24 protein-coding genes are annotated in these 25,957 nt (G+C 72.5%); 9 read left to right on the top strand and 15 right to left on the bottom strand.

Translation table 11 applies throughout. The features are described from left to right. Positions 1-126 precede the first annotated feature (126 nt). Positions 127-1,107 (bottom strand): carboxymuconolactone decarboxylase family protein, encoded by a 981-nt coding sequence (locus LWJ43_RS05140; RefSeq protein ID WP_277331088.1) that lies wholly within the window; start codon positions 1,105-1,107, stop codon positions 127-129. 168 nt (positions 1,108-1,275) lie between these two features. Here LWJ43_RS05140 and LWJ43_RS05135 point away from each other — a divergent pair, with 168 nt between their 5' ends. The 3 genes from LWJ43_RS05135 (at position 1,276) to LWJ43_RS05125 (ending at position 5,420) form a co-directional block, all read left to right on the top strand. Next, complete coding sequence (locus LWJ43_RS05135) at positions 1,276-2,412, top strand: sensor histidine kinase (RefSeq protein WP_277331087.1); 1,137 nt, start codon at positions 1,276-1,278, stop codon at positions 2,410-2,412. Further along, complete coding sequence (locus LWJ43_RS05130; RefSeq protein ID WP_277331086.1) at positions 2,409-3,101, top strand: response regulator; 693 nt, start codon at positions 2,409-2,411, stop codon at positions 3,099-3,101. Before LWJ43_RS05135 ends, LWJ43_RS05130 begins: the two co-directional genes overlap by 4 nt. Before the next feature lie 99 nt (positions 3,102-3,200). Continuing rightward, entirely contained in the window at positions 3,201-5,420 is a 2,220-nt protein-coding gene (locus tag LWJ43_RS05125; RefSeq protein WP_277331085.1) for an NADP-dependent isocitrate dehydrogenase, read from the top strand. A 95-nt stretch (positions 5,421-5,515) separates the two neighbouring features. Here LWJ43_RS05125 and LWJ43_RS05120 read toward each other — a convergent pair whose 3' ends face one another. Further along, positions 5,516-6,580, bottom strand: coding sequence for a lipoate--protein ligase family protein (locus LWJ43_RS05120; protein ID WP_277331084.1), 1,065 nt, complete (start codon positions 6,578-6,580; stop codon positions 5,516-5,518). A gap of 298 nt (positions 6,581-6,878) precedes the next feature. Here LWJ43_RS05120 and LWJ43_RS05115 point away from each other — a divergent pair, with 298 nt between their 5' ends. From LWJ43_RS05115 to LWJ43_RS05105, 3 genes are all read left to right on the top strand, one after another. After that, positions 6,879-7,718, top strand: a complete 840-nt coding sequence (locus LWJ43_RS05115) for a maleylpyruvate isomerase family mycothiol-dependent enzyme (RefSeq protein WP_277331083.1) — start codon at positions 6,879-6,881, stop codon at positions 7,716-7,718. Positions 7,719-7,804: 86 nt separating this feature from the next. Beyond that, positions 7,805-9,610 (top strand): gamma-glutamyltransferase family protein, encoded by a 1,806-nt coding sequence (locus LWJ43_RS05110; protein WP_277331082.1) that lies wholly within the window; start codon positions 7,805-7,807, stop codon positions 9,608-9,610. Between the two features lie 45 nt (positions 9,611-9,655). Next, positions 9,656-10,507: an inositol monophosphatase family protein gene (locus LWJ43_RS05105; protein WP_277331081.1), complete on the top strand. Its 852-nt coding sequence runs from the start codon at positions 9,656-9,658 to the stop codon at positions 10,505-10,507. 310 nt (positions 10,508-10,817) lie between these two features. Here LWJ43_RS05105 and LWJ43_RS05100 read toward each other — a convergent pair whose 3' ends face one another. Further along, entirely contained in the window at positions 10,818-11,639 is an 822-nt protein-coding gene (locus LWJ43_RS05100; RefSeq protein WP_277331080.1) for a nucleotidyltransferase domain-containing protein, read from the bottom strand. A gap of 85 nt (positions 11,640-11,724) precedes the next feature. On the opposite strand from LWJ43_RS05100, the gene LWJ43_RS05095 reads away from it, so the two are divergent. Continuing rightward, positions 11,725-13,140 (top strand): phytoene desaturase family protein, encoded by a 1,416-nt coding sequence (locus tag LWJ43_RS05095; protein ID WP_277331079.1) that lies wholly within the window; start codon positions 11,725-11,727, stop codon positions 13,138-13,140. Between the two features lie 4 nt (positions 13,141-13,144). Here the strand turns inward: LWJ43_RS05095 and ssuE are convergent, their stop codons facing one another. From ssuE to LWJ43_RS05045, 10 genes are all read right to left on the bottom strand, one after another. Next, positions 13,145-13,702, bottom strand: a complete 558-nt coding sequence (gene ssuE / locus LWJ43_RS05090; RefSeq protein ID WP_277331078.1) for an NADPH-dependent FMN reductase — start codon at positions 13,700-13,702, stop codon at positions 13,145-13,147. A 66-nt stretch (positions 13,703-13,768) separates the two neighbouring features. Beyond that, positions 13,769-14,539: an alpha/beta hydrolase gene (locus LWJ43_RS05085; protein ID WP_277331077.1), complete on the bottom strand. Its 771-nt coding sequence runs from the start codon at positions 14,537-14,539 to the stop codon at positions 13,769-13,771. Between the two features lie 48 nt (positions 14,540-14,587). Beyond that, entirely contained in the window at positions 14,588-15,928 is a 1,341-nt protein-coding gene (locus LWJ43_RS05080) for an NtaA/DmoA family FMN-dependent monooxygenase (protein WP_277331076.1), read from the bottom strand. 56 nt (positions 15,929-15,984) lie between these two features. Beyond that, on the bottom strand, positions 15,985-16,845 hold the full coding sequence (locus LWJ43_RS05075) for an ABC transporter ATP-binding protein (RefSeq protein ID WP_277331075.1): 861 nt from the start codon (positions 16,843-16,845) through the stop codon (positions 15,985-15,987). Further along, positions 16,842-17,741: an ABC transporter ATP-binding protein gene (locus LWJ43_RS05070; RefSeq protein WP_277331074.1), complete on the bottom strand. Its 900-nt coding sequence runs from the start codon at positions 17,739-17,741 to the stop codon at positions 16,842-16,844. The genes LWJ43_RS05075 and LWJ43_RS05070 overlap by 4 nt, the downstream gene beginning before the upstream one ends. After that, positions 17,738-18,625 carry an ABC transporter permease gene (locus tag LWJ43_RS05065; protein ID WP_277335814.1) on the bottom strand — a complete coding sequence of 296 codons (888 nt, stop codon included), beginning with the start codon at positions 18,623-18,625 and terminating at the stop codon, positions 17,738-17,740. Before LWJ43_RS05065 ends, LWJ43_RS05070 begins: the two co-directional genes overlap by 4 nt. A 2-nt stretch (positions 18,626-18,627) precedes the next feature. Continuing rightward, positions 18,628-19,656, bottom strand: coding sequence for an ABC transporter permease (locus LWJ43_RS05060; protein WP_277331073.1), 1,029 nt, complete (start codon positions 19,654-19,656; stop codon positions 18,628-18,630). Positions 19,657-19,688: 32 nt separating this feature from the next. Beyond that, a complete protein-coding gene (locus LWJ43_RS05055) occupies positions 19,689-21,260 on the bottom strand; it encodes an ABC transporter substrate-binding protein (RefSeq protein WP_277331072.1) in 1,572 nt (523 codons plus the stop codon). Between the two features lie 483 nt (positions 21,261-21,743). Then, positions 21,744-22,652, bottom strand: a complete 909-nt coding sequence (locus LWJ43_RS05050; protein ID WP_462100863.1) for a DsbA family oxidoreductase — start codon at positions 22,650-22,652, stop codon at positions 21,744-21,746. After that, positions 22,649-23,083: an RrF2 family transcriptional regulator gene (locus LWJ43_RS05045; protein ID WP_277331071.1), complete on the bottom strand. Its 435-nt coding sequence runs from the start codon at positions 23,081-23,083 to the stop codon at positions 22,649-22,651. Before LWJ43_RS05045 ends, LWJ43_RS05050 begins: the two co-directional genes overlap by 4 nt. A 153-nt stretch (positions 23,084-23,236) precedes the next feature. Here LWJ43_RS05045 and LWJ43_RS05040 point away from each other — a divergent pair, with 153 nt between their 5' ends. Then, positions 23,237-23,749 carry a cupin domain-containing protein gene (locus LWJ43_RS05040; protein WP_277331070.1) on the top strand — a complete coding sequence of 171 codons (513 nt, stop codon included), beginning with the start codon at positions 23,237-23,239 and terminating at the stop codon, positions 23,747-23,749. A gap of 211 nt (positions 23,750-23,960) precedes the next feature. Next, a complete protein-coding gene (locus tag LWJ43_RS05035) occupies positions 23,961-24,329 on the top strand; it encodes a nuclear transport factor 2 family protein (protein WP_277331069.1) in 369 nt (122 codons plus the stop codon). Positions 24,330-24,336: 7 nt separating this feature from the next. Here the strand turns inward: LWJ43_RS05035 and LWJ43_RS05030 are convergent, their stop codons facing one another. After that, positions 24,337-25,155, bottom strand: a complete 819-nt coding sequence (locus tag LWJ43_RS05030; protein WP_277335812.1) for a helix-turn-helix domain-containing protein — start codon at positions 25,153-25,155, stop codon at positions 24,337-24,339. 135 nt (positions 25,156-25,290) lie between these two features. After that, entirely contained in the window at positions 25,291-25,899 is a 609-nt protein-coding gene (locus LWJ43_RS05025) for an SUKH-4 family immunity protein (RefSeq protein WP_277331068.1), read from the bottom strand. Positions 25,900-25,957: the final 58 nt, after the last annotated feature.

The following is a 25,957-nucleotide window of genomic DNA, read 5'->3' as shown; positions in this document are numbered from 1 at the left end:
CTCCAGCAGGACGCCCTCAGGAGTCTCGTAGGACCGGAAGACGTCCGCCGTCGCGGCGCGCCTCCCGTCCGCGACCGGTGGCCCCTGCGTGGCGGCCGAGAGCCCCGTTCCACGCCTCGGCCGCCGTCACGGGAGCTCCCCGGCAGGAGCCCGCAGGAGGGCCTCCACGCGCTCGACGGCGAGGATCGCACCGAAGGCGACCAGATGGACCAGGCAGTGATCCGTGAACGGCGGAACGCGCCAGGCCGCGACGTCCTCGTCGGTGATCCGGTACGGGGCCCGCGCCGCGAGCAGCGCGAGCCGGGCTCCCGGCCGGTCCGCCCTCTCCGGCAGCGGCGCGGCCAGGGGCAGCGGGGTGACACCGTCCCAGCCCGCCACCGACTCCCGTACGAACGCGGCGTCCCGGGTGCTCAGAAGGCCCGCCCCCTGGTGCGCGGCCGTGCGCAGCGCACCGTAGGCCGTTCCGACCGGGCCCTCGGCCGCCCACGCGGGCGGCTCGCCGGCCGTGCCGAGCAGCGGCAGGGAGGTGCCGGGCGTCAGGTCCCGGCGCACGGTGGCGGCCAGCGAACGGCCCGCGGTGCTCCGCACCAGCCGGTACTTCTCCACACCCCCGGGCAGCATCTGTTCGGACAGCAGCGAGGACACCACCCGGTTGATGAAGTGGAAGGCGAGGGCCGTCCCCACGTACTCGTCCGTCTCGTGCGCCGGGAACGGCGGCGGCCCGCTCATGTCCTTGCCCCAGGCGAGCAGCCCGCGCTCGCCGGGATCCTCCGGTTCGTCGCCCCGGAGCACGGTCTCGGCGAGCCGGTGATCGCCCGTGGCGTGCAGCAGGACCGCGTGCGCGGTCGCGCAGAACGGGCACCGGTTGGCCAGCGAGACCCCGGCGGCCACCAGTTCCTTCCCGGTACGGGAGGCGCGGCCGGCGAGCAGGGACTCCCGCATCAGCGCCCAGGTGGCGGTGAGAAGGGGAGGGGAGGCGGACAGGACGACGAACGTCGAGGCGTTCCTGATGCCGAAGTCGGCGGCCAGCTGCGTGTAGACGTCCGCCACCTCTCCGGTGGCGGACTGGGGCGGGTCGGGCGAGGTGTAACGGAAAGGTCCGGTCATGGCGACGATGCTGGCCCGCGACGCCCGTCCGTGGCGTCGTACGGCGGGCGACAGTTGTGGCTGCCCCCGGGGGACGGGCGCCCGCCCGCACTACTTCCCCGGGAGCAGCCGGCACCCCGTCCTCCAGGACGACGCGCCCACCGGCGTGGGGGAGCTACTGTGCCGCTCATGCGGGGGGACATCGACCGGCGGACAGTGCTGGACACAGCGGGCGCGGCGGCCGTGGGGGCTGCCGTCGTCACGGCGGCATGCGTGGCGTCCTCACCCGGAGCCCTCGACGTGCTGCTCGTCGCGGTGGGTTCCCTGGCGCTCGCCGCGCACCGCCGGGCCCCGCGCCTCGTGCTCGGCGTGACCACGCTCTGCATGTTCGGGTACGCCGTCCACGCGCATCCGGGGAGCTGGGTGGCGCTGCCCGTGGTGGTGGCCGTCCACGCGGCCGCCCGCAGCGGGTACCGCGCCCAGGCGGCCGGGGTGGGGGCGGTGTTCCTCGTCGCCTACTCCGTCGTGCTGCTCGTCTCCGTGCCGGGCCTGCGGGACACCGTGGAGCGCGTGCTGCTGCTCGCGGGCTGGTTCCTGTGCGCCGGTGTCACCGGCCTGATCGACAAGAACTGGCAGGCCTATCTGCGCCAGACCGAACAGCGCGCCGTGGACGCCGAACGCACCCGGGAGGAGGCCGCCCTGCGTCGCGCCGGTGAGGAGAGGCTGCGCATCGCCCGCGAACTCCACGACTCGCTCACCCACTCCATCTCGATCGTGAAGCTCCAGGCCGGTGTCGCCGTCCACCTCGCCCGCAAGCGGGGCGCCGAGGTGGAACCGGCGCTCCTGGCCATCCAGGAGGCGAGCGGCGAGGCAATGCGGGAACTCCGCTCCACGCTGGAGGTGCTCCGCACGGACGTGGTGGACCCCCGGACCGGCCTCGCCCGGATGGACGAGCTCGCCGGGCGGGCCAGGGCCGCGGGCATCGAGCTGACCGTCGACGTCGAGGGTGACGTCCGGCGCCTCCCGGCCGAGGTCGACGGCGCCGCCTACCGCATCGTGCAGGAGGCCCTCACGAACGTCGCCCGGCACGCAGACCGGGCGGGGACGTCCGTGCGGTTCACCTACGCGGACACGGCGCTCGTCGTGCTGGTCGACGACGAGGGCCCCTGCCACTCCGGTGACCGGGTCACCCCCGGCACCGGCCTGACCGGCATGCGCGAGCGCGTCACCGCCCTCGGCGGCACCCTCCACGCGGCGCCCGCGGCCCGAGGGGGCTTCTCGGTCCGCGCGGAACTGCCGCTGGCGCCCCGGACGGCCTCAGGATGATCCGCGTCGGGATCGTCGACGACCAGGCGCTCATGCGGGCCGGATTCCGTGCCCTGCTGGACGCGGAGGAGGGCATCGAGGTCGTCGGGGAGGCCGCCGACGGACGGGCGGCCGTGGAACTGGTCCGCGCGTACGTCCCGGACGTGGTGCTCATGGACGTGCAGATGCCCGTCATGACCGGAATCGACGCCACCCGGGAGATCGCGGCCGATCCCGACCTCGCCCGTGTCCACGTCGTCATCCTCACCAACTACGGACTCGACGAGTACGTCTTCGACGCCCTGCGCGCCGGGGCCGCCGGGTTCCTGCTCAAGGACACCGAACCGGCCGAGCTGCTCCGCGCCGTCGAGGTGGCGGCCGACGGTGAGGCCCTCCTCTCGCCCGCCGTCACCCGCCGGCTCATCGGCGCGTTCGTGTCCCGGCCGCCGGACCGTGCCACCGCCCGCGGCCTGGAGACACTCACCCGGCGTGAGCGTGAGGCCACGGCGCTGGCCGCCCGGGGGCTGACCAACGACGAGATCGCCGTCCACATGGTGGTCAGCCCCTTCACGGCGAAGACCCACATCAGCCGTGCCATGACCAAGCTGCGCGCCCGTGACCGCGCCCAGCTGGTCGTCTTCGCGTACGAGTCCGGGCTGGTCGAGGCGAGCAGACCCCCCGGCGTTCCGGGTCCCGCCGGACAGGAGTGACCGGTTCCGCCGGAATGGGCGCGGGCCACTGTGGAGAGGGGACCGGTCAGGAGATATCTTGATGTCAAGCAATGTTGCAGACGTGGAGCGGAGCACCCGGTGACTGACTCGACCATCATCTATACGCACACCGACGAGGCCCCTGCCCTGGCGACGTACTCGTTCCTGCCCGTCATCGAGGCCTACGCCTCGACCGCGGGTGTCACGGTGGAGCGCCGCGACATCTCCCTGGCGGGGCGGATCATCGCCGGCTTCCCGGAGCGTCTCGAGGCCGGCCAGCGTATCGATGACGCGCTCGCCGAGCTCGGTGAGCTGGCCAGGACTCCCGGCGCGAACATCATCAAGCTGCCCAACATCTCGGCCTCGATCCCGCAGCTGAAGGCCGCGATCGCGGAGCTCCAGGCGCAGGGCTACGCGCTTCCGGACTACCCGGACGACCCGCGGACCGACGAGGACAAGGACGTCCGCGCGCGGTACGACAAGGTCAAGGGCAGTGCGGTCAACCCCGTCCTGCGTGAGGGCAACTCCGACCGTCGCGCCCCCGCCTCGGTCAAGAACTACGCCAAGGCCCACCCGCACCGCATGGGTGCCTGGAGCGCCGACTCGAAGACGAACGTCGCCACCATGGGCGTCGACGACTTCCGCTCGACGGAGAAGTCCGTCGTCATCGAGGAGGCCGGTTCCCTGCGCATCGAGCTCGCGGGCGACGACGGCACGACCACCGTGCTGCGCGAGTCCGTACCCGTCCTGGCGGGCGAGGTCGTGGACGCCGCCGTCATGCGCGTCGCCGCGCTGCGTGAGTTCTTCACCGCCCAGGTCGCGCGCGCCAAGGCCGAGGACGTCCTGTTCTCCGTGCACCTGAAGGCCACGATGATGAAGGTCTCCGACCCGATCATCTTCGGCCACGTGGTCCGCGCCTTCTTCCCGAACACCTTCGCCAAGTACGGCGACGTGCTCGCGGCGGCCGGCCTGACCCCGAACGACGGCCTCGGCGGCATCCTCAAGGGCCTCGACTCCGTGGACGCCGGCGCCGAGATCAAGGCGTCCTTCGAGGCCGAGCTCTCCGAGGGCCCCGCCCTGGCGATGGTCGACTCCGACAAGGGCATCACCAACCTGCACGTGCCGAGCGACGTCATCGTCGACGCGTCCATGCCGGCCATGATCCGCACCTCCGGCCACATGTGGGGCCCGGACGGCAACGAGGCCGACACCATCGCGGTCCTCCCGGACAGCAGCTACGCCGGTGTCTACCAGGTCGTCATCGACGACTGCCGCGCCAACGGCGCCTTCGACCCGTCGACCATGGGTTCCGTGCCCAACGTCGGTCTGATGGCGCAGAAGGCCGAGGAGTACGGCAGCCACGACAAGACCTTCGAGGTCCCCACCACCGGCACGGTGCGGGTCGTCGACGGCAAGGGCGACGTCCTCCTGGAGCAGACCGTCGGCGCCGGTGACATCTTCCGGATGTGCCAGACCAAGGACCTGCCGATCCAGGACTGGGTCAAGCTCGCCGTCACCCGCGCCCGCGCGACCGGCAACCCGGCCGTGTTCTGGCTCGACGAGGGCCGCGCGCACGACGCCAACGTCATCGCCAAGGTCAACACCTACCTGGCCGAGCACGACACCGAGGGCCTGGACATCTCCATCCGCACGCCGGAGGAGGCCACGGCGTTCTCCCTGGAGCGCATCCGCCGCGGTGAGGACACCATCTCGGTCACCGGCAACGTGCTGCGTGACTACCTCACCGACCTGTTCCCGATCCTCGAGCTGGGTACCAGCGCGAAGATGCTCTCGGTCGTCCCGCTCATGAACGGCGGCGGACTGTTCGAGACCGGTGCCGGCGGCTCCGCGCCCAAGCACGTCCAGCAGCTGGTCAAGGAGGACTACCTGCGCTGGGACAGCCTGGGTGAGTTCCTCGCCCTCGCGGTCAGCTTCGAGCACCTCGCGACCACCACGGACAACGCGCGCGCCCGGGTGCTCGGTGCCACCCTGGACCGGGCGACGGGCACCTTCCTCAACGAGGACAAGTCCCCGAGCCGCAAGCTCGGCGGCATCGACAACCGCGGCAGCCACTTCTACCTGGCGCTCTACTGGGCCCAGGAGCTGGCGCGGCAGACCGACGACGCCGCGCTCGCCGAGGCGTTCGGACCGCTCGCCAAGACGCTGTCCGAGCAGGAGCGGACCATCGTCGACGAGCTGATCGCCGTCCAGGGCAAGCCCGCCGACATCGGTGGCTACTACCAGCCCGACCCGGCGAAGGCGGAGGCCGTCATGCGTCCGTCGGCCACCTTCAACAAGGCCATCGCGACCCTGGGCTGACCCCCGGACCGCACCCCGCACACACGACCGCCCCGGCGGGCATCCCCGCCCGCCGGGGCGGTCGCGTGTGCGGGCTCTGGCTCCGTGTCCCCCGGCTACGGCACCCGCGCGGTCCACTCCTCGGTGGCGAACTTCGTCTGCACCAGCTCCTCCGCCCGGGCCAGTTCGTCCGTGGTGACCGCGCCGGTGGCCAGCCCGTAGCGGTCCCGGAAGGAGCTGATCATGCGCTCGATCACCTGCTCACGGGCGAGCCCCGTCTGACGCCGGAGCGGGTCCACGCGCTTCTGGGCGCTCCTGGTTCCCTTGTCGGACATCTTCTCCTTGCCGATGCGGAGCACCTCGAGCATCTTGCCGGCGTCGATGTCGTACGACATGGTCACGTGGTGCAGGACGGCTCCCGGACCGCCGGCGGGGCCCACCATCCGCTTCTGGGCGGCCCCGGCGATCTTGCCGACATCGGTGGCGATGTCGTTCAGGGGCTGGTACCAGGCCCTGATGCCCATGTCGCCGAGTGCGCCCAGGACCCAGTCGTCGAGGTACGCGTAACTGTCGGCGAAGGTCAGGCCCGACACCAGCGACTCCGGCACGGAAAGCGAGTAGGTGATGGTGCTCATGGGCTCCACGAACATGGCCCCGCCGCCGGAGATCCGCCGCACCACGGTCATCCCGTGCCTCGCCGCCCCGTCGGGGTCCACCTCGTTGCGCAGCGACTGGAAGCTGCCGATGACCACGGCGGGCGAGGCCCACTCCCACACCCGCAGCGTGGGCGCCCGGCGCCCGGCGGCCACCTCGGCGGTGAGGACCTCGTCGAGCGCCATGTGCAGGGCCGGTGGCTGAGGCTCCATGTGCACCAGCTGCCAGTCGAATTCGCCCCACTCCCTCGCGTGGGCCAGCGCCCGCCGGACGGCGACGCCGACGCCCTCCGCGGTCAGGCCCAGCATGACGGCCGACTCCGGCAGGGCCGCCGTGATACGGGCCGCCAGACCGGCGGCGTCCGTCGAGGAAGGGGCGCCTTCCAGCGCCCCGTCGATCGAGAGGATCGCCTCGTCGGGCTCCAGGAAGAAGTCCCCGGCGACGCGCACGTCACGCAGCACGCCCTCCCGGACGTCCAGATCCACGACGACAAGCTTGCCGCCGGGCACCTTGTACTCGCCATGCACGGCCTCGTCCCCTTCCCGTGTGCGATCGGGAGTCCGGGCCTGATGCGCGGCATCCCGGCATACGCACACATACGTCGCACCGCACCTTAACGCCCGCCCGTGACGAGCGGCGGCGCCGCCCTGCCCGGCGACCGTGCGGCAGCGCGTGCGAACCGACCGGCCGGGACGAGTGCCGCGCCCACCTCCGCGCGCCGGCCCCTTGCCGGGAACCCGTGCGAACTGTTCTTGTGTACGCGCGGGCCACAGGCGCGGGCGACCGGCTCGGGTGACGGGCGGCGTTCGAGGGAGCGGTTGCGGGATGGGTTCGGAGACGGATCAGGGGCAGGACCTCCAGGACGCGCCTTCCGGGCGCCTGCCCGAGGGGCTGGCCGACGCGCTCCGCGCGACCGCGGAGGAGATCGCGGAGCTGCTGCGTGGCGCCCCCGACACCCGCGCCCCCGTGCCGGGGCTGGTGTGGACGGTGGGGGAGGTGGCCGCGCACCTGGCGCAGGCGGGCGAGCTGATGGCGGAGGTGGCGGCGGGGCGTTCCCGTCCTCACGGCGACGGCACCCCGCAGGGCATAGCCGCGGCCAACGAACAGGCGCTCGCCGTGTTCCGCGAACGGGCGGCGCGACCACTGGCCGCGATGATCGTGACGCAGACCGAGGCATACCTGGACGCGGTGGCCGAGCACCCCGCGCAGGAGACGCTGCTGACGCCGATGGGCCCGATGAACCGCGTGGTCCTCGGTTCCTACCTCCTGACGCACATGCTGGGACACGGCTACGACCTGGCCCGCGCACTGGGGCGTCCGCACATGGTCGACCGGGCACGGGTCGCGCTGACACTCCCGTTCATGGTCGAGGCCATGCCGTGGGTGACCGACGCCGCCGCCACGGCGGGGCTCAACGCCCGGTACGCCGTCCGGCTGTGGGGTGGCGGCCGGTTCGGAGTGACGTTCACCGACGGCACGGCGACCGTGGGCCACGAGTTCCCGGACCGCCCGGACTGCACGATCTCCATCGAGCCCGTGACCTTCCTGCTGATGGCCCTCGGCCGCTGCTCGCCGGCGGCCGCCATGGCCCGGGGGCGGGTCCTCGCGTGGGGACGCAGGCCGTGGCTGGGGCCGCGTTTCCCGGAGTACTTCACGGCTCCGTGAGGGAGCGGGCCGCCGTGCCGCACCACGGGCCCCGGGGCCGACGATCCCCAAGCCACCACCGAACGCCGCAGCGAGGAGCAGCACCCGTGTTCACCACCCGCCCCACCCTTCAGGGCACCTTCGGCATGGTGTCCTCCACCCACTGGCTCGCCTCGCAGTCCGCGATGGCCGTCCTGGAGGACGGTGGCAACGCCTACGACGCGGCCGTCGCCGCCGGCTTCGTCCTGCACGTCGTCGAACCCCACCTCAACGGCCCGGCCGGCGAGGTCCCGATGATCCTCGCGCCGAAGGACGGCGACGTGCGGGTGCTGTGCGGCCAGGGTCCCGCCCCCGCCGGCGCGTCCGCCGCCCACTACCGCTCGCTCGGCCTGGACCTGGTCCCCGGCACCGGGCCGCTCGCCGCCGCCGTGCCGGGCGCCTTCGACGCCTGGATGCTGCTGCTGCGCGACCACGGGACCAGGTCCCTCGCCGAGGTCCTGCGGTACGCCGTCGGATACGCGGAGGACGGCCACGCCCCGGTGGAGCGTGTCGGCCTGACCGTGGAGACCGTCCGCGAGCTGTTCGAGACCGAGTGGCCGGCCTCCGCCGAGGTCTACCTCCCCGACGGGAAGGCGCCCGAGCCCGGCCGGCTGTTCCGCAACCCGGCCCTCGCCGCGACCTGGCGCCGTCTGACGGCCGAGGCGGAGGAGAAGGGCGGCGAGGACCGTGTCGCCCAGATCGAGGCGGCCCGCGAGATCTGGCGCACGGGCTTCATAGCCGAGGCGCTGGCCCGTCAGGCCGCCGTACCCACCATGGACACCAGCGGAACCCGCCACACCGGCACCCTCACCGCCGCCGACCTGGCCGCCTGGTCCGCGACGTACGAGGCACCCGCGACCTACGACTGGAACGGCTGGACGCTGGTCAAGGCCGGCGGCTGGAGCCAGGGCCCCGCCTTCCTCCAGCAGCTCGCGCTCCTCCCGGCGGAGCTCCCGGCGTACGGCTCGGCCGCGTACGTCCACCTGCTCGTCGAGGGCTGCAAGCTCGCCATGGCCGACCGTGAGGCCTGGTACGGCGACGCCGCCGACGTACCCGTCGAGACCCTGCTCTCCGCCGCGTACAACGACGAGCGGCGCGCCCTGATCAAGGACACCGCGTCCCTGGAGCTGCGCCCCGGCAGCCCGGAGGGCCGCCCCCCGGTCCTCAGCGCGCACGCCCGTGCCGTCGCCACAGGGGTGTCCGGCTTCGACGCCACGCAGGTCCCGGCCGCCGGAGCAGGCGAGCCGACCGTCGCGAAGGACGGTGCGACCCGCGGCGACACCTGCCACCTCGACATCGTCGACCGCTGGGGGAACATGGTCGCCGCCACACCGAGCGGCGGCTGGCTCCAGTCCAACCCGGTGGTACCCGAGCTGGGCTTCCCGCTCGGTACCCGGCTGCAGATGGCCTGGCTCGACGAGGGCCTGCCGAACACACTGACCCCCGGCCGGCGCCCGCGTACCACGCTGACGCCCTCCCTCGCCCTGCGCGACGGTGTCCCCGTCATGGCGTTCGGCACTCCCGGCGGCGACCAGCAGGACCAGTGGCAGCTGCACTTCTTCCTCGCCGTGGCGCTGCGGGACCGGGTCCGCGGCGGCCTCGACCTCCAGGGCGCCATCGACGCCCCGAACTGGCACAACGACAGCTTCCCCGGCTCCTTCCACCCGCGCGGGATGCGCCTGGGAAGCGTCACCGTCGAGGAGGGCATGGATCCCGAGGTGGTCGAGGAGCTGCGCCGGCGGGGCCACGACGTCACCGTCGGCGACCCGTGGTCCGAGGGCCGCATGTGCGCCGTCGCCCGGGACCCGGAGACCGGCGTCCTGTCCGCCGCAGCGAACCCCCGTGGGATGCAGGGATACGCCGTCGGCCGCTGACCACCTGCCCGTGGCGGCCCCGGCGGACCGTGCTTAGCTGGAGCCATGATCGATGACTTCCTGTACGGGACCGCCGGGCACGCCGGGGCGACTGCCGAGGTCGAGAGGGCGGTCCGGGCGGCGGCCGCCGCCGAGATCCTCCCGCGCTACCGGCAGCTGGCCGCGCACGAGATCGTCGAGAAGAGCGGCCCCCACGACCTGGTCACGGCCGCCGACCGGCTCGCCGAGGAGCACCTCACCGCGTCGCTGACCCGGCTGCTTCCCGGCTCGGTCGTCGTCGGCGAGGAGGCCGTGCACGCCGACCCCGCCGTCTACGACGCCCTCGGCGGCGACGCACCCGTGTGGATCGTCGACCCCGTCGACGGCACCCGCCAGTTCGTCCGCGGCGAACCCGGCTTCTGCACCCTGGTGGCCCTCGCCCGGCACGGCGAGGTGTACGCCTCGTGGACGTACGCCCCCGTCCTCGACGAGGTCGCCGTCGCCGTGCGGGGACGGGGTGCCACGCTCAACGGCGCTGCCCTGCACAGCGGTTCGCCCGCCCCCGGTGCCGTGCTCAAGGTGGCCATGTCCCACCCCGACTACACCTCCGACGCCCAGAAGCGCGCTCTGCTCGGCCTGCGCACCGAGGGCATCGACGCCCGCGCGTGCGGATCGGCCGGCCTGGAGTACCTCGCCGTCGCCTGCGGGGCGCAGGACGGCGTGGCCTTCAACTGGGAGTTCGCCTGGGACCACGCGGCGGGGCTGCTCCTCGTCACCGAGGCGGGCGGGACCCAGTCGACGCTCTCCGGCGCCCCGTTCCGCATCACCGGTGGGAACGACCTGCCCTTCACCGCCGCCAGGGACGAGGCGACCGCAGGGCGGATCCTCGACGCGCTGCGGGCCGGCCGTCAGGGCTGAGCCGGAGCCTTCCCGCCGCGTCGAGCGGTTCTCGTCCTCCCTCCCACCGTCAACGCGTTCGTGCGGTGGCGGTGGCGGTGGCGTCGGTCGCGGCGGCCCGGGCCACCCGTGTCGATCCGAGGACCTGCCGCAGACCCGTGTGACGGTCGCGACGGCCCTCACCGTCTTCCGGGGCGCGCCGGACCAGTGGATCGCACGGGGAGCCGGCGACGGTGCCCGCCTCATCGCCCTGTACAGAAGAGCCTCCGCCTTCATGGCGGTGGGTGACGTACACCCTCGACGGACGTACACCCCCGTCGTACCCCCCCCGTCAGGAGGCGGCGTCCAGCACGGCTCGCACCTCCCGTACGACACCGGCCGCCGCTTCCACCGCCGCAGCGTCCAGGCCGCGCAGGGCCGCCGACACCCGGTCCGTGAAGTCCGCCGGGGCGTCCGGCAGGGCGGCGGCGGCAGCGAGCGCGCCCTTCTCGTTGAGGCACCAGACGCGGTGGTGGGCGTGCAGGACCTGGGCGAGGATCCCGAAGGCCTTCGACAGGCAGAGAGCCACATGGAGCGTGTCCCCGGGCGGGGCCGACTTGCGCGCGGACGCCACGGAGAAGTCCGCCTCCCACACCGCCCCGGTCAGTGCGCGGCGCAGCGGCTCGGGATAGACGCGTACGGCCTCCTGAAGGGCTGTCAGCTCTCCCCTCGGGTCGTCGAGCACCTTGCCCAGCGCGACCTCTCCCACGTAGCAGGGCGACCAGAAACCCAACGGGTGGCCGGGCTGGATCCCCACCTCGAAACGGCCGACCCGGCAGTCCGACCACACCGACTCCACCCGGTCCAGATCCCGCAGGATCCAGTCGACGGCGACACCGTCCACCGTCAGCCACGCCCCGCCGTTCACCCAGGGGCCCCAGCCTCCCGGCCCCGCGACCTCGGTCGGCGCCCCCTGGGCCTCGGACGCCAGCGCGGTGAGGGCGGCCAGGTCCGGGGTGCCCCGGTAGTAGACGCCCAGATCCCAGTCGGAGTCGGGACGGTGGGTGCCGCGAGCCCTGCTTCCGCCCAGGACGACGGCCTCGACGGAGGGCAGCCGGGCGAGGCGGGAAGCCATCGCGCCGACGGCGGGAGAGGGTGCGCACGCGTTGTTCATCGTGCGGGAGGCTACCCGGGGGCCCGTCGTCCCCGCCCCCGAATATCCTGGGTCCCCGGCCACCGGCTGACAAAGGAGTCCGAAGGTGCCATCGATGCTGGATGCCGTCGTCGTGGGTGCGGGTCCCAACGGGCTGACGGCCGCCGTCGAACTGGCCCGCCGCGGCTTCGCGGTGGAGGTGTTCGAGGCCGGGGAGACCGTCGGGGGCGGCGCACGCACCGAGGAATTGACCCTGCCGGGCTTCCGCCACGACCCGTGTTCCGCCGTGCACCCACTGGCCATCGGATCCCCCGCCTTCAACGCGATGCCGCTCGACCGGCACGGTCTCGAATGGCTCCAGCCGCCGCTGTCCCTCGCCCACCCCTTCCCGGACGGCACCGCCGCCGTACTCACCCGCTCGGTCGGGGAGAGCGCCATGTCGCTGGGCCCCGAGGACGCGGGCGCCTACCGCAGACTGGTCTCGCCCTTCACCGGCCATTGGGACACCCTCGCCGAGGACTTCCTGCGCACCCCGTGGGACGGCCTGCCCCGCGACCCCTACCGCTGGGCCCGCTTCGGACTCGACGCCATACAGCCCGCCGCGCTGCTCTCCCGCCGTTTCCGGGGGGAGAAGGCGCGAGGTCTGATCGCCGGCCTCGCCGGGCACGCCATCGCTCCCACCAGCGGCTTCGCGACCGCGGGTATCGCGCTCCTCTTCGCGCTCGCCGCGCACGAGAACGGCTGGCCGGTGCCTCGGGGCGGCTCACAGTCGATCTCCGACGCCCTCGCGTCGTTCCTGCGCGAGCAGGGCGGCACCATCCGCACGGGCATCGAGGTCAAGCGCCTCGACGAACTCCCGCCGGCGCGCGCGTACGTCTTCGACACCTCGCCCACGGCGCTCGCCCGGATCGCGGGTCTCGGCGGCGCCTACGACCACTACCGCTACGGGCCCTCCTGCTTCAAGATCGATTACGCGCTCTCGGGTCCCGTGCCCTGGACCGCCGAGGAGGCCCGGCGGGCCGGGACCGTCCATGTCGGCCCCTCGGCCACCGAGATCGACGCGGCCCTGCGGGCGGCCGTGGGCGGGCGCGACCCGAGTGTCCCGTTCCTGATCACCGCGCAGCCCAGCCTCGTCGACCCGGGACGCGCCCCCGAAGGGCGCCACGTCTTCTGGGTGTACGGGCACGTCCCGGCCGGCTGGGAGGGTGACGCCACGGAGGTCGTCGAGCGTCAGCTGGAGCGGTTCGCGCCCGGCTTCCGTGACCTGGTCCTGGCCCGCGCCGTCGCCGGGCCGCCCCGCCTCGCGGCGCGCAACGCCAACTACGTCGGCGGCGACATCGCCACCGGGGCGTTCGCCGGGCTCCAGACGGTGATCCGGCCCCGGCTCGCCCGCGTGCCGTACGCCACCGCGCACCCCGCGGTCTTCCTCTGCTCGTCGGCCACCCCGCCCGGCCCCGGTGTGCACGGCATGTCCGGGCACCACGCGGCGAAGGCGGTGTGGCGGCGGCTGCGGGCGGCGTGAGCGTTCAGGCCGTCGCGGCCAGCACCGCCGTACGCCCGCCCAGCACCCGGGAGAACGTGTCGGTGACGTGGGTGAGGGCCTCGGCCGTGCCGGGTGCGACGGTCAGCGTGCCGTCCTCGCCGGAGGTGATGTCCTTGTCGAGCGTGAACCAGCCCGGCACGATGTGCGCCGCGCCCATGGAACTCAGCACCGGGCGCAGCGCGTAGTCGATCGCCAGCACGTGCGCCGTGCTGCCCCCGGTGGCCAGCGGCAGGACGGTCTTGCCGGTCAGCGCGTACTGCGGGAGGAGATCCAGCAGTGTCTTCAGCAGCCCCGAGTACGCGGCCTTGTAGACGGGCGTGCCGATGACCACGCCGTCCGCGTCGTCGAACAGCGCCGCGGCCTCGACGACGGCCGGGTGCCGGAAGTCGGCGCCGAGCAGCGCCTCGGCGGGAAGGGTGCGCACCTCCAGAGGCGTCACGTCGTGGCCCTGCTGCCGGAGCCGGTCATCCAGGTGGCGCAGGAGACGTGCGGTGCGGGAGGTGGCTGAGGGACTGCCGGAGACGGACAGGATCTTCGCCATGGTGGGGACCTCTCTCTACGGATCAGGAATGGGGGCGGTGCCGGACGCCGCCGGGGCCGACAGCGGTCACCACGCACTCGAATCGACCGTGACGACGGGCACCAGCCCGTTGCGCAGGGTCTCCAGGAAGGTGACGGTCTCCGCGGCCACCGAGCGGTGCTGCATGTCGTTCAGTACGTCGTGGTGGGCGTCCCGCACCACCGCAAGACGCGCGCGCGGCAGTGACTTCGCCGTCGCGGCGAGCGCGTCGCGGTCCGCGAGGGGATCGGCGTCACCGACGAGCAGCAGTGCGGGGATGTCGATCCCGCCGTCGTGCGCGGCCGTGAGCAGGGCCTCGGGAACCGCCTGGTCGAGCGCGCCGCGCCGTGTCCCGGTGTCCTCGGTGAGCGTGTCCCGATGGGCGGGGCAGGAGGTACGCACGTCGAGCTCGTCCTCCCAGCCGCCCCCGGCGGCGGCCCCGCCGCCGGGGATCCCCGCGAGGACGACGGCGTCCGGCCGCAGGGCGGACGGGACCCCGCCCCGGCCGAGGAGCGCCGCCACGGCGACGGCCCCGGTGTCCGCCCCCACCAGTACGAGGGGGCGTACGACACCGTTCTCCCCGGTGGCCGAGTCCTCGGCTGCCGCGGCGAGTTGTTCACCGAAGCGGGTCAGCGAGCCCTCCAGGTCGCGCTCGTCGAGGCCGAGGGCGTCGACGACACGGACACGGTAGGCGTCGGCGGCCAGCCGCCTGCCGAGCCGGCTGTAGGTCGCGCGGGTCTCGCCGCGGCCCGGCACCACGACGACGGTGCCGCGCGTGCGAAGGCCCTCGGGGGCGTGGTGGTCGGTGTACTCGGTCATCTCGGACTCCTGCGTGTGCGTGCGTGCTCGGGGGGTTCGCGGACCAGGTCAGCCGTTCACGAGCTCGCGCTCGGAGGTGTGGCGGTTCGCGGGAAGCGGCAGTCCGAGGTTGCCGCGCAGGGTGTCCGCCTCGTACTCGGTCCGGAACAGGCCGCGCTTCTGCAGGAGCGGCACCACACCGTCGACGAAGCGGTCGAGGTCGTCGTGGTTCCGGAAGGCCAGGTTGATGCCGTCCAGGGTGCCCGCGTCGTACCACTGCTCGATGGTGTCGGCGACGGTCCCGGGCGCTCCGACGAACGGTGAGCGGCGGAACGCGTTGACGGAGTCGGCGACCTGACGCAGCGACAGGTTCTCCGCCTTCGCCCGCTCGATGATCTTGGCGGCGCCCGTCCGGCCGCCCTTCTCCGCGAGGTGGGCGACGTCCGGGAACGGGGCGTCCAGGTCGTGCGCGCTGAAGTCGTACGCGCCGAACGAACGCCCCAGGAGCGCGAGATTGCTCGCGAAGTCGTTGTCCTCCTCGAAGATCTCCCGCTCGCGGCGCCGGGCCTCCTCGTCGGTCGCCCCCACGATCGGACCGCCGTGGATGAGGACCTTGATGTGGTCGGGGTTCCGCCCGTGTGCCGCGGTGCGCTTCTTGATGTCGGCGTAGTACTCCTGGGCCTGCTCCAGCGTGCCGCCCGGGGCGTAGACGCCCTCGGCGACGCGCGCGGCGAGGTCGCGGCCCTCTGCGGAGACCCCGGCCTGGAAGATGACGGGCTGGCCCTGCGGGGACCGGGAGATGTTGAGCGGTCCGGCGACCTTGAAGTGCTCTCCGGTGTGGTCCAGCGCGTGCAGCCTGGACGGGTCGAGGAAGACGCCGCGCTCCACGTCGGCCGGGAAGGCGTCGTCCTCGTAGGAGTCCCACAGGCCCCGCGCGACCTGCACGAATTCCAGGGCGCGGCCGTAGCGCGTGGCGTAGTCGAGGTGCTCGTCGAGCCCGAAGTTCTTCGACGTACCGGTGTCGAAGCTGGTCACCACGTTCCAGCCGGCACGCCCGCCGCTGATGTGGTCGAGGGAGGCGAACCGGCGGGCGAGGTTGAACGGCGAGTTGTAGGTCGAGCTCGCGGTGCCGACGAGGCCGATGTTCCTGGTGTGGGTGGCGACGGCGGAGAGCAGGGTGAGTGGCTCCAGCCGGTTCAGGTAGTGCGACGGGTAGGTCGCGTTGATGAACTGGCTGTCGACGACGAACAGCGCGTCGAACAGGGCGTGTTCGGCGGCCCGGGCCTGCTGGATGTAGTAGTTGATGTCGATGCTGGCGTTCTTCGCGACGGCCGGGTCCTTCCAGAGGCCGTGCTGGCCGGGGCCCCCGACGCCGTACGGGTGCAGTGCGAGATGGATCCTGCGGGACATGGGGTGTTCCTCTCAGTGGTGCTGCGGGGATGCGAAGGGGGCCGGAAACGCTGCTGTCAGCCGCTCAGTCGCGCGCGCAGGGCCTCGCGCTCGGACCGGGAGGCGGTCGGTGTGCGCAGCGTCGGCGCGGAGCCGACGAGCAGGCGTGTGTACGCGTGCCGCGGGTGGCTGATCACGTCACGGGCCGCTCCCACCTCGACGAGCTCACCCCTGTAGAGCACGGCGACGCGGTCGGCGGTCCCGGCGATGGAGCCGAGGTCGTGGGAGATGAAGACGAGGGACGTGCCGGAGGCGCGGAGCTCCTTCAGGATCTCCAGGACCTGGACGCGGTTGGCGGAGTCCAGGGCGCTGACCGGTTCGTCGAGGATGACCAGGGCCGGCTCGGTGACGAGGGCGCGGGCCACGGCGACGCGCTGGCGCTGGCCGCCGGAGAGCTCTCCGGGCAGCCGGCCGAGCAGTTCCGCGGACAGGTGGACCCGGTCGAGGAACGCACGGGCCCGCTCCACCGCCTCCGTGCGCGGCACCCCCTGGATGAGGAGCGGTTCGGTCAGGGAGTCCTCGACGGTGAGGTCCGGGTCGAGGCTGCGCAGCGGATCCTGGAAGACGTACTGGACGACGCCGCGTCGGCGCAGGCCGCGCCACTGGCGGTCGCCGAATCCGGTGACGTCCTCGCCGCCGACCCGGATCGAGCCCGCCGAGGGCCGTACGAGACCGAGCACGGCGCGAGCCAGCGTGGACTTCCCCGAGCCGGTCTCGCCGATGACGCCGACGGTCTCCCCGGGCGCGACGCTCAGCGAGACCCCTCGCAGCGCGCTACGGCCCCGGCGCCCACGGCCGTAACGGACCTCCAGGCTCTCGATGTCCAGGACGGGCGCCGCACGGCCGCCGGACCCCTTCTCCGGTGCGGTGACGGTCATGACGCCTCCTGGCCGGTGAGGAACCTGTCCAGGCCGTAGCTCTCGTGCTCGGCGATGAGCAGCCGGGTGTACTCGTGCTGCGGGTCGTGCAGGACGGAGTGTGTCGGGCCCTGCTCCACCACCTCGCCCTGCCGCATGACGAGGACCTCGTCGCAGAGCTGGGCGACCACGGCCAGGTCGTGGGAGACGACGACGAGCGCCAGGCCGGTGCGCTCGCGCAGTTCCGCCAGCAGGTCGAGGATCTCCGCCTGGACCGTGACGTCGAGTGCGGTCGTGGCCTCGTCGGCGATGAGGGCCCGCGGTTCGACGGCGATGGCCGCCGCGATCAGGACGCGCTGGAGCATGCCGCCGGACAGCTCGTAGGTGTACTGCCCGTAGACCAGCTCCGGGTCCCGGAGCCGTACCGCCACGAGGAGTTCGAGGGCCTGCCTGCGTGCCTCGCGCCGCTTCACCCCGTTCTTGACCCGGATGACCTCGGCGATCTGGGCGCCCACACGGATCGACGGGTTGAGGTAGGACGCCGGGTCCTGGAACACGGCGCCGACCGTGGTGCCCCGCAGGGACGTCCACTGACGTCGCGTCAGGGAGGCGATGTCGGTGCCGTCGATCTCGACACGACCGCCGGAGACCTCGAAGTGCGGCGGCAGGATACCGAGCACCGCACGGCAGGTGAGGGTCTTACCGCTGCCGGACTCTCCGACGATGCCGACCGCCCTGCCGGGGGTCAGGTCGAAGCCGACGCCGTGGACGATCTCCCGTCCGGTGACCCGGTCGCTGACGCGTACGTCCCGGACGGCGATCACCGGCGTGGCGGCCGGGGCGGCTGGGGAGCCGGACTCGGTGGCCGTGTACTCCTCGGCGCGGTCGGGGGCGGTGTTCTGGGACAGGGTCCTCATCGGGAACCTCCCACGGGGACGGGGGCGGATGTGCCGGTGCGGGCACGGGACTTGCGCCTGTCGACCAACGCCCGGCCCGCTTCGCCGGAGACGTCACGGATGGCGTCGGCGAGCAGGTTGCACGCCCAGACCGTGACCATGATCAGCAGGGCGGGTGCCACCGGGGCCCAGGGCTGGTGGCTGAGATAGCCCAGGTCGGAGGCGAGCAGACCGCCCCAGGTGGGTGCCGGCGGCTGGACGCCGATACCGAGGAAGGTCAGGCTCGACACGATGACGAAGCCCACGCCGATGGTCTGGGCGAGCGCCACCGCGATCGGCGGGAGCACCTTGACCCAGACGTGGCGGCGGACGACCCAGCTCACGGAGGCGCCGGAGATGACCGCGGCCTCCACGTACGGGGAGCGGGCCACGGCCAGGGTGGCGGCCCTGGACACCCGGTAGAAGAGCGGGGAGACCAGGGCGCCCGTGACGAGCATGGCCTGGGTGATGCCGTTGCCGAGCAGTGCGATCACCGCGATGGCGAACAACAGGAACGGCAGGGCGACCAGGGTGTCTGCCAGACGGAGGGTCAGCCATTCGAAGGCCCGCCCGGAATAGACCGACAGGATGCCGGGGACCGCTCCGACGACCAGGGCCGTGAGCGCGACCTCCAGCGATCCGAGCACGCTGATCCGTGAACCGTCCAGGAGGCGGCTGAACACGTCACGCCCCAGGTAGTCCGTCCCCAGCCAGTGGGTGCCAGAGGCCGAGGCCAGGGTGTTGTCGCTGGTCGCCAGGGGGTCCTGCGGGGCGAGCCAGGGTCCGCAGACCGCGAGCAGGGCGATCAGCACGAGGATCGCCACGGCGATCCGGCCGGATGTGAGTGAGAGGACGCGGCGCACCATCGTCATACCCCCCTCTGGGAGGCCGGCATCACACGCGCCAGCACCAGGTTGATGATCAGGTTGAAGGAGACGACCAGCACGATCGACACCACGAGCACGCCCTGCACGGCGGGCACGTCACCGGCCTGCGCCGAGTCGTTGGCGAACCGGCCGAAGCCCTGGAGGCCGAAGATCCACTCCGTGACCACGGAGGCGCCGACCAGGGCCGGGAACTTCTGGCCGATCGTGGCGAGGGCGGGCCCGAGGCCGTTGCGCAGGACGTGCCCGAAGAAGATCCGCCGAGGGCTCAGCCCCCGGACCACCGCGCCCGTCACGTAGTTCTCGCCGTAGGCGGCGATCAGGCTGGACCGCAGCTGACGGGCGACATCGGCGATGACGTCGAAGCTCAGCGCGAGCGCGGGGAGCGTGATGTGGGCGAGCCACGGACCGACTCCCTGCTCGGCCGGTGTGTACCCGGCCGAGGGGAACAGGCCGAACCCCACCGCGAGGACCGCCACCAGCACGATGCCGACGACGAAGGCCGGCATCACCGAGATCACGGTGACGAAGCCGGTGATCGCCCGGTCGACGACCGTGGTGCGCCGGAGCGCGGCCACCGTACCGAGGACGAAGCCGCCGACCACACCGATGAGCAGCGCGAAGGTGGCGACCGAGAGGCTGACTCCCAGTCCGAGGCCGATCAGTGTGGAGATGTCGGCCCCGTTGACCCAGCTGGTGCCGAGCTGTCCGCGCAGGACATCGGTGAACCAGTTCCAGTACTGCGTCAGGAAGGGCTGGTCGAGCCCCCACTCGGCCTCGACGCGCTGGATCGCCTCGGGGGTCGCCTCCTCGCCCAGCTGGATCCGTGCCGGGCTGAGCCCGCTCATGGACCGCAACGCGAACGTCACGAAGGTCGCCACCAGGAACACCGGAACGAAGATCGCCACCGACCGTCCCAGGGCGGCTGCCACCCGCCCCGCCGCGTGCCGGGCCGTGGCCGTGGCGAGCCGGCGGCGGCGCTCGGCGTCCACCTCCTGTGTGGTGGTCGTCATGGGGCTGCCCCCTCTCTGGAGTGGATGGGCGGTCAGGATCCGGCGGCGATCTTCACGCCGGTCCAGTCGATGTGGGCGGGGTTCTCCGGCAGGTCGGACAGGCCCTTGCTCTTGGCGAAGAGGTTGGGCGAGGAGAAGGTGAAGATCAGGGCCCTGCTCTCGAGGCCCGCGCGCGTGGCAGCCTGGAGGACCCGCGGGTATTCGGGCGCGTCCAGCGGTGTCCGGCGCACCTTGGCGACGGCCTCCTCGAAGCCCTCCGGTTCGTAGGGAGTGCTGAGGTTCAGCGGGCCGTCGGGGCCGAAGTGGGCGGTGAGGGTCTGCACCGCGGAGTCACGCCCCGTCGTCGAGTACAGGGAGAAGGCCAGGTCCTTGGCGAAGAAGGGGGTGGCCCAGTTCTTGTCGATCTTGATGGTGACCTCGACGCCCACGGCGGCCAGCTGTGACTGGACGATCTCGGCCTGCGGGTCCTCCGCGGGGATGACCAGGTCCAGCTTGATGTCGCCGGGCTTGTGACCCGCCTCGGCGAGGAGCTTCCTCGACCTCGCCGGATCGTAGGGGTAGGCGTTCTCCGACGCGGAGTCGTAGGCGACGTAGCCCTTCGGGAACGGCTGGTCGGTCGTCTCACCGTGACCGAACGTCAGCTTGTCGACGAACTCCTTGCGGTTGACCGCGTGGCGGAGCGCGTCGACGACCCTGTCGTCGTCGAACGGCGCCTTGTTGACGTTCAGGCTGATGTTGGAGGCGTTGAAGCCGGGCAGGGTGAACACGTCCAGCCCCGCTTTGCCGGCGGCGGTGGCCTGGCTCGGGTCGAGGTCGGCGAAGTTGTAGACACCGGTCTGGAGGCCCGAGACGACGGTGGAGGCGTCGGGGGCGGACACCAGCTCGACGTTGTCGATGTGGATGTTCTCCGCGTCCCAGTAGTCGGGGTTCTTCCGCAGGACCGCCTTGGTGCCCGGGACCAGCTGGTCGATGACGAAGGGCCCGGCGCCGACGGGGGCCTGGTCCAGCTCCGTGGGGTTCGCCGCCGCCTTCGGACTGGCGATCTGCAGGACGCGCTCACCGAGCAACTGCGGTATCTGGTAGTCGACCTGGGTGAGAGCGAGCGTGGCGTCCAGACCGTCGGCCGTCACGGATCCGATCGACGTCAGGTCACCGAAGAGCGCGGAGTTCTTCTGCTTCTGCGCACGCTCGACGGCGGCCTTCACGGCCGCGCCGTCCACCGGCTCGCCGTCGCTGAACGTCAGCCCGGGACGTACGTGGAAGGTGATCCGGTCACCCTTCTCGTTGTACTCCCAGCTCTCGGCGAGGTCCGGGACGGCCTTGCCCTCCCCGTCGGTTCGCGTCAACGAGGCGTACACCAGCGCGAGTTCGCGGAACTGTGCACCGCTCCCCGACACCACCGGGTCCCAGTGGCCCGGGAAATAGGAAGAGGCCCATTTCAGGGTGGCGCCGCCGGCCGCCGACGAGGCACTGCCGCCGCAGGCGCTCAGAGCCGGGACGAGCAGGGCGACAAGGGCGGTTCCGAGGGCTGCGGCCCTCAGGCCGCCCGTCCTTCGGGCCGACCGTACGTCCGGTCGGTGTCGGGGCGTGAGTCGTGCGGGCATCTCGATCTCTCTGATGAGCCCCCGGCCCGGAAGAGGGCAGGGGGAAGCGGGGGAGCGCGGGAAGGGCGGCGCGGCACTCGCACGGAACTGTCGTCGCGTGTGCCCGCATGCGTCATCGAGGCGACGGCGCACGGCTGGGCGGGAGCGGCCCCGGCAGGACGCCGAGGTGGCACGGCCCTGCACGGGGATACGACGAAAGACGCGACCGGGGGCGGGAAGCCTGCGCGGAGGACAGGCGCGGATTCAGCGGACCGGCGCGGGCCCGGTGCTGCCGACGGACGTCAGACAGCGCCTGTGGAAGGGGGGTGGTGGGCGGTCAGCGACAGAGTGCGCTGGAGGTGCGCCGCAGGTCCACGTAGCGGCACACCACACCGGGGTGCGTCGAAAGCATGGCCATATCCTTGCGGCAGCCGTCCACGCCTGTCAATGGACACCCATTGGTGTCTCATTCAGCGGGACGGGACTCAACCGCAGATCAGAGCGCTACGGAAGGCCGGGAAGGTCCGACGGATGCACTGACCGTTCGTCAGGATGCAGCCACATAGGGCCGTTCGCGGTGTCCAGCGGGACCGCACCCGCCGGGGGCCACGCCCCCGCCGCCAGCAGGTGGCGCTCCGGCCCGGTCAGGCTCCGGTGGCGCTCCAGCGCCTCCGACGGGGAGAGCGCGGGGGAGCCGTCCAGGAGCCCCGCGCAGAGCTCGTCGACGGCCCCCGCGTAGGCCGCGTACGGCCGCCATCCGGGGACCACGCGACGTCCCGACGGGGTGCGCAGCAGCAGCGTGGGCAAGGCGTACCGGTACCCGCCGTCGAACGTCTCCTTCGCCGCGCCCGGATGCGGCGATCCGCTCCGCACGGACAGGACTTCGGGGACCGGCCGCCGCGCCTCCGCACGGTCGGCACGCACCCGTTCCAGCACCCCGGGCGACCCCGCGTCCGACCTGAGCCGCACCGGGTCCAGGCCCTGGACGCCGCGCGTGGCGGACACCGCGGTCTCCATGGTGTCCGCCGGTTCACCGAGCACGAAGACGCTCTCCCGGAGCCGGCGCAGGGCCCGGTCGGCCACGTCCGGTCCCTGGAGCTCGGCGGCGGCGGCAACGAGCGACGACGGCCAGGAACTCGCCGCGACCCGGCTCAGCCGGGCGGCACGAGGCGCTCGGGTGTGCGCGGTGATCTCCTCGACGTACCTCGCGTAGTGGGCGGTCTCGGCAGCGGGATCGGGTGCCGGGTCGTCCTCGTCGTCGAAGAGGACCGCGTACGCACGCCGCCAGCGGACCCGGCCGTCCAGCGCGGTCCGCAGCCTGCGGAAGGCCGGATCCGAGCCCCACGCCCAGGGGCACATCGGATCGGTGTACTCCACCACCTCCATCAGCGGCGCACCCGGCCCGACGCTCACGCGGCACCGACCGCGGAGGGCCGTTCGCGTACGTCGGCGGGCAGCAGCGCCGCCAGCGTGAGCGCGCCGAGGACCGCCGCGGCCTCCGACTCGACCTGTCTCCACACCCCGGGCAGCCCCACCGCCGGGCCCGGGTAGTCGAGCGCGCTCAGCGACTCACCGCGCAGGGTGAGCAGTTCACCGTCGACGGCGCGCACGACGTCCAGCAGCGCGATCTCCTCGGCCGGTCTGCCCAGCCAGTAACCCCCCTCGCAGCCGCGCCGGCTGCGCACCAGCCCGGCCCTGCGGAGTTCGCCCACCACGGATTTCAGGAATCTGAACGGAATCTCCTGCGAGGAGGCGATGGCTTCACAGGAGAGCGGACGGCCGGGATCACTCGCGAGCTCCAGAAGGGCCCGCGTGGCGTAGTCCGCCTTCGCGGAGATATGCATACCCACATCATGCCCGGCGCGACGGCGGCGGGCGAGGCTCTCCCGGTTGCTCCGCTGCCACGCCCCGCTCCAGATTGCGGGAACATTGCCGCAGGTGAAGGGGAAAGGACACCTCTTGACATCCTTTTCACCGCCGACCTAGCGTCCCATGCCATGAGCGAGCCGTTGACGACCCCCGGAGAAGGCTTCCACCCCCATCTCCACGAGACCCCGGGCCGCGCGGCGGCCCCCCTGCGCAGCCGTCTGCACCACATCCGCGCGGACGCACTGGACGGGGACACGGCGCAGACCGGCGGGATGCGCAGGTTCGGCGCGGTGAGCGGGAAGACCGTCGGTTCCGAGAAGCTGTGGATGGGCCAGACGCATGTCGCCCCCTCGACGGCGTCCTCCGACCATCACCACGGCGAGTCCGAGACGGCCATCCACGTGGTGAGCGGACACCCCGAGTTCGTCTTCGTCGACGACTCGGGGGACGAGCCGGAGGAGGTGCGCCTGCGCACCTCGCCGGGCGACTACGTCTTCGTCCCGCCGTTCGTCCCGCACCGCGAGGAGAACCCGGACCCCACCGAGGAGGCCGTGGTCGTCATCGCCCGCAGCACCCAGGAGGCGATCGTGGTCAACCTGCCCCGCCTGTACGCCCTGGGGCAGGACACGGCGACCGGCTGACCCGACCACCCGTCCGCTCCGTCGTCCCGCGAGGAGGGGGACCGGGCGAGGTCCGGTGCGGGCCGGAGGATTACCTCGGCGGTAATCGACCCCCTGCCACACGTGCGGCACGCTGCCGGTACGCAGGGCAGGGCGGCACGCCGGTGGGCGGGAGCCCCGCCCCGCGGGGACGCCCCGCCCGGGTGCGCCCGTACCGACGAGAGGACACGCCATGACCATCCACGAGACCGCCGTCGAGCGCTACTTCGCCGCCTGGAACGCCGCCACCCCGGAGGACCTGGTCAAGGCGGTGGCCTCGGCGTTCACCGAGGACGGGACCTACACCGACCCGCTGGTCGAGGCCAGGGGCCACGACGGGATCACGGCGGCGATCGCCGGTGCCCAGCAGCAGTTCGCCGGATTCAGGTTCGAGCTCACCGGTACGCCGGACGCGCACCACGACCTGGTGCGCTTCACCTGGGACCTCGTCTCCACCGCCGACGGGTCCTCTCCCGCGGCCGGATTCGACGTGATCACGCTCGCCGAGGACGGCCGCATCATCAGCGTCGCGGGCTTCCTGGACCGCCTGCCGCAGGCGTGACCCTCGCTCAGCCCGCCGCGCGGAGAAAGGCGGCCGTCTCCGGATCGGCGGGCAGGAACGTCTCGACGGCCAGCTCCGAGACGGTCACATCCATCGGGGTGTTGAACGTCGTGGCCGTCGAGATGAACGACAGCACCTGCCCGCCCGCCTCGATCCGGAGCGGCAGCGCGTACGGGTGAGCGGCCGGAGACTGCCCGTCCGTCCGCCCGTCCGTGCCGGTGCGGGTGCCGCGGGCCGGCGCCGGGTAGGCGGCGACCTCCTCGTACAGGCCGCGCAACGCGTCCGAGGAACGCAGCGTGGCCTGCCGGTCCATCCGCTCCAGCAGATGGGCGCGCCACTCGCCGAGGTTGCGGATCCGCGGGGCCAGGCCCTGCGGATGCAGCGTCAGGCGCATGGCGTTCAGGGGCGGTTGCAGCAGATGGCCGGCCACCCCCTCGAGCAGCGTCCCCACACCCTTGTTCGCGGCCACCACGTCGTACATCCCGTTCATCACCAGGGCGGGGAACGGTTCGTAGGCCGTCAGCAACTGGTCCAGGCCGGCTCGGAGCGTTGTCATCGCCGGGGCTGTCAGTGACGTCTCGGGGTAGGAGGGGGCGTAACCCGCCGCCATGAGGAGCGAGTTGCGCTCGCGTACGGGAACGTCGAGATGTTCGGCGAGATGCAGCACCATGGAGCGGCTCGGCGTGGACCTCCCGGTCTCGATGAAGCTGATGTGCCGCGCCGAACTCTCGGCCTGCAGCGCGAGTTCGAGCTGGGTGACACCTCGCAGCCTGCGCCAGCCGCGCAGCAGGTCCCCGACGTTCACGTCATCGACCGTCCTGGTCATGGCAGTCGTCATGGTCAGGACGGTATCCGATCCGGGCGGCGGACCCGATGAACTGCCCACGGGCCCTGGCCGTGGGCCGGTCCGCACGAAGGACGGCCCGAGGGCCGCGCCGTGACCGAACGGCGCCGGCGGCGATCACCCGTGGAGCGAGCGGGCCCCCGGGCTGCCACCACTGAAGAGCTGTCCCATGGCGATCTCCTCGCCGATCACCGACCACAGGGTCCCGTCGTCACGGAAGGGGAGCGGGTCGACGCCGCTCGTCTCCTGACGGATGCGTTCGACCTCGCTCTCCAGGCGCTCGAACCCGGCTTCCTCGTCGTCGCCGAAGGTGAACTCCTCGAGCAGGCGGTGAAACCGGAGGGCGACCTGGAGGAGGGAGGAGACGTCCGTGTGGAGTTCCTGGGCGGTTCCCTCGTCGGGATCGAAGGCGTGCACCGCACCGGAAACGGGGTCGAGGGCCAGGTGGGCGTTGAGCAGCCAGCCGATGACCGGCCAGCCGCCCGCGGCCTCGGAGGCGTCCTCGACGTCCTCGATGTGGACGACGTCCTGGACGAGAGGCAGCCGGCCGGAGCCCTCGTCGGGCTCGCGCAGCCAGAGCGACCCGGAGGGCACGCCGACGCTCTGCAGGAGGCGCGCGCCCTCGGTGGACGCGGCGGAGGGCGGGAAGGCGGTCGCGGGCAGGGTCGCGACCCGGTCCTCGCCGAGGAGGTCGGCGAATTCCCCCGGGATGACGTCGAAAAGCACTGCCGAACTCCGAACTCGGCGGCGGCACGCTCGCCGTGGGAATCGTGGTGGACGGAAT

The organism is Streptomyces sp. JH34 (assembly GCF_029428875.1).
Lineage (GTDB): Bacteria > Actinomycetota > Actinomycetes > Streptomycetales > Streptomycetaceae > Streptomyces.
The sequence above is the reverse complement of the archived record's forward strand: the minus strand, read 5'-3'. Positions and strand labels throughout refer to the sequence as shown.

Excerpts from the sequence above, each read along its gene's own strand:
- LWJ43_RS05140 (WP_277331088.1), bottom strand. The coding sequence starts at position 1,107 with ATGACCGGACCTTTCCGTTACACCTCGCCCGACCCGCCCCAGTCCGCC.
- LWJ43_RS05135 (WP_277331087.1), top strand. The coding sequence starts at position 1,276 with ATGCGGGGGGACATCGACCGGCGGACAGTGCTGGACACAGCGGGCGCG.
- LWJ43_RS05130 (WP_277331086.1), top strand. The coding sequence starts at position 2,409 with ATGATCCGCGTCGGGATCGTCGACGACCAGGCGCTCATGCGGGCCGGA.
- LWJ43_RS05115 (WP_277331083.1), top strand. The coding sequence starts at position 6,879 with ATGGGTTCGGAGACGGATCAGGGGCAGGACCTCCAGGACGCGCCTTCC.
- LWJ43_RS05105 (WP_277331081.1), top strand. The coding sequence starts at position 9,656 with ATGATCGATGACTTCCTGTACGGGACCGCCGGGCACGCCGGGGCGACT.
- LWJ43_RS05100 (WP_277331080.1), bottom strand. The coding sequence starts at position 11,639 with ATGAACAACGCGTGCGCACCCTCTCCCGCCGTCGGCGCGATGGCTTCC.
- ssuE (WP_277331078.1), bottom strand. The coding sequence starts at position 13,702 with ATGGCGAAGATCCTGTCCGTCTCCGGCAGTCCCTCAGCCACCTCCCGC.
- LWJ43_RS05085 (WP_277331077.1), bottom strand. The coding sequence starts at position 14,539 with ATGACCGAGTACACCGACCACCACGCCCCCGAGGGCCTTCGCACGCGC.
- LWJ43_RS05080 (WP_277331076.1), bottom strand. The coding sequence starts at position 15,928 with ATGTCCCGCAGGATCCATCTCGCACTGCACCCGTACGGCGTCGGGGGC.
- LWJ43_RS05075 (WP_277331075.1), bottom strand. The coding sequence starts at position 16,845 with ATGACCGTCACCGCACCGGAGAAGGGGTCCGGCGGCCGTGCGGCGCCC.
- LWJ43_RS05070 (WP_277331074.1), bottom strand. The coding sequence starts at position 17,741 with ATGAGGACCCTGTCCCAGAACACCGCCCCCGACCGCGCCGAGGAGTAC.
- LWJ43_RS05065 (WP_277335814.1), bottom strand. The coding sequence starts at position 18,625 with ATGGTGCGCCGCGTCCTCTCACTCACATCCGGCCGGATCGCCGTGGCG.
- LWJ43_RS05060 (WP_277331073.1), bottom strand. The coding sequence starts at position 19,656 with ATGACGACCACCACACAGGAGGTGGACGCCGAGCGCCGCCGCCGGCTC.
- LWJ43_RS05055 (WP_277331072.1), bottom strand. The coding sequence starts at position 21,260 with ATGCCCGCACGACTCACGCCCCGACACCGACCGGACGTACGGTCGGCC.
- LWJ43_RS05045 (WP_277331071.1), bottom strand. The coding sequence starts at position 23,083 with ATGCATATCTCCGCGAAGGCGGACTACGCCACGCGGGCCCTTCTGGAG.
- LWJ43_RS05040 (WP_277331070.1), top strand. The coding sequence starts at position 23,237 with ATGAGCGAGCCGTTGACGACCCCCGGAGAAGGCTTCCACCCCCATCTC.
- LWJ43_RS05035 (WP_277331069.1), top strand. The coding sequence starts at position 23,961 with ATGACCATCCACGAGACCGCCGTCGAGCGCTACTTCGCCGCCTGGAAC.
- LWJ43_RS05030 (WP_277335812.1), bottom strand. The coding sequence starts at position 25,155 with ATGACCAGGACGGTCGATGACGTGAACGTCGGGGACCTGCTGCGCGGC.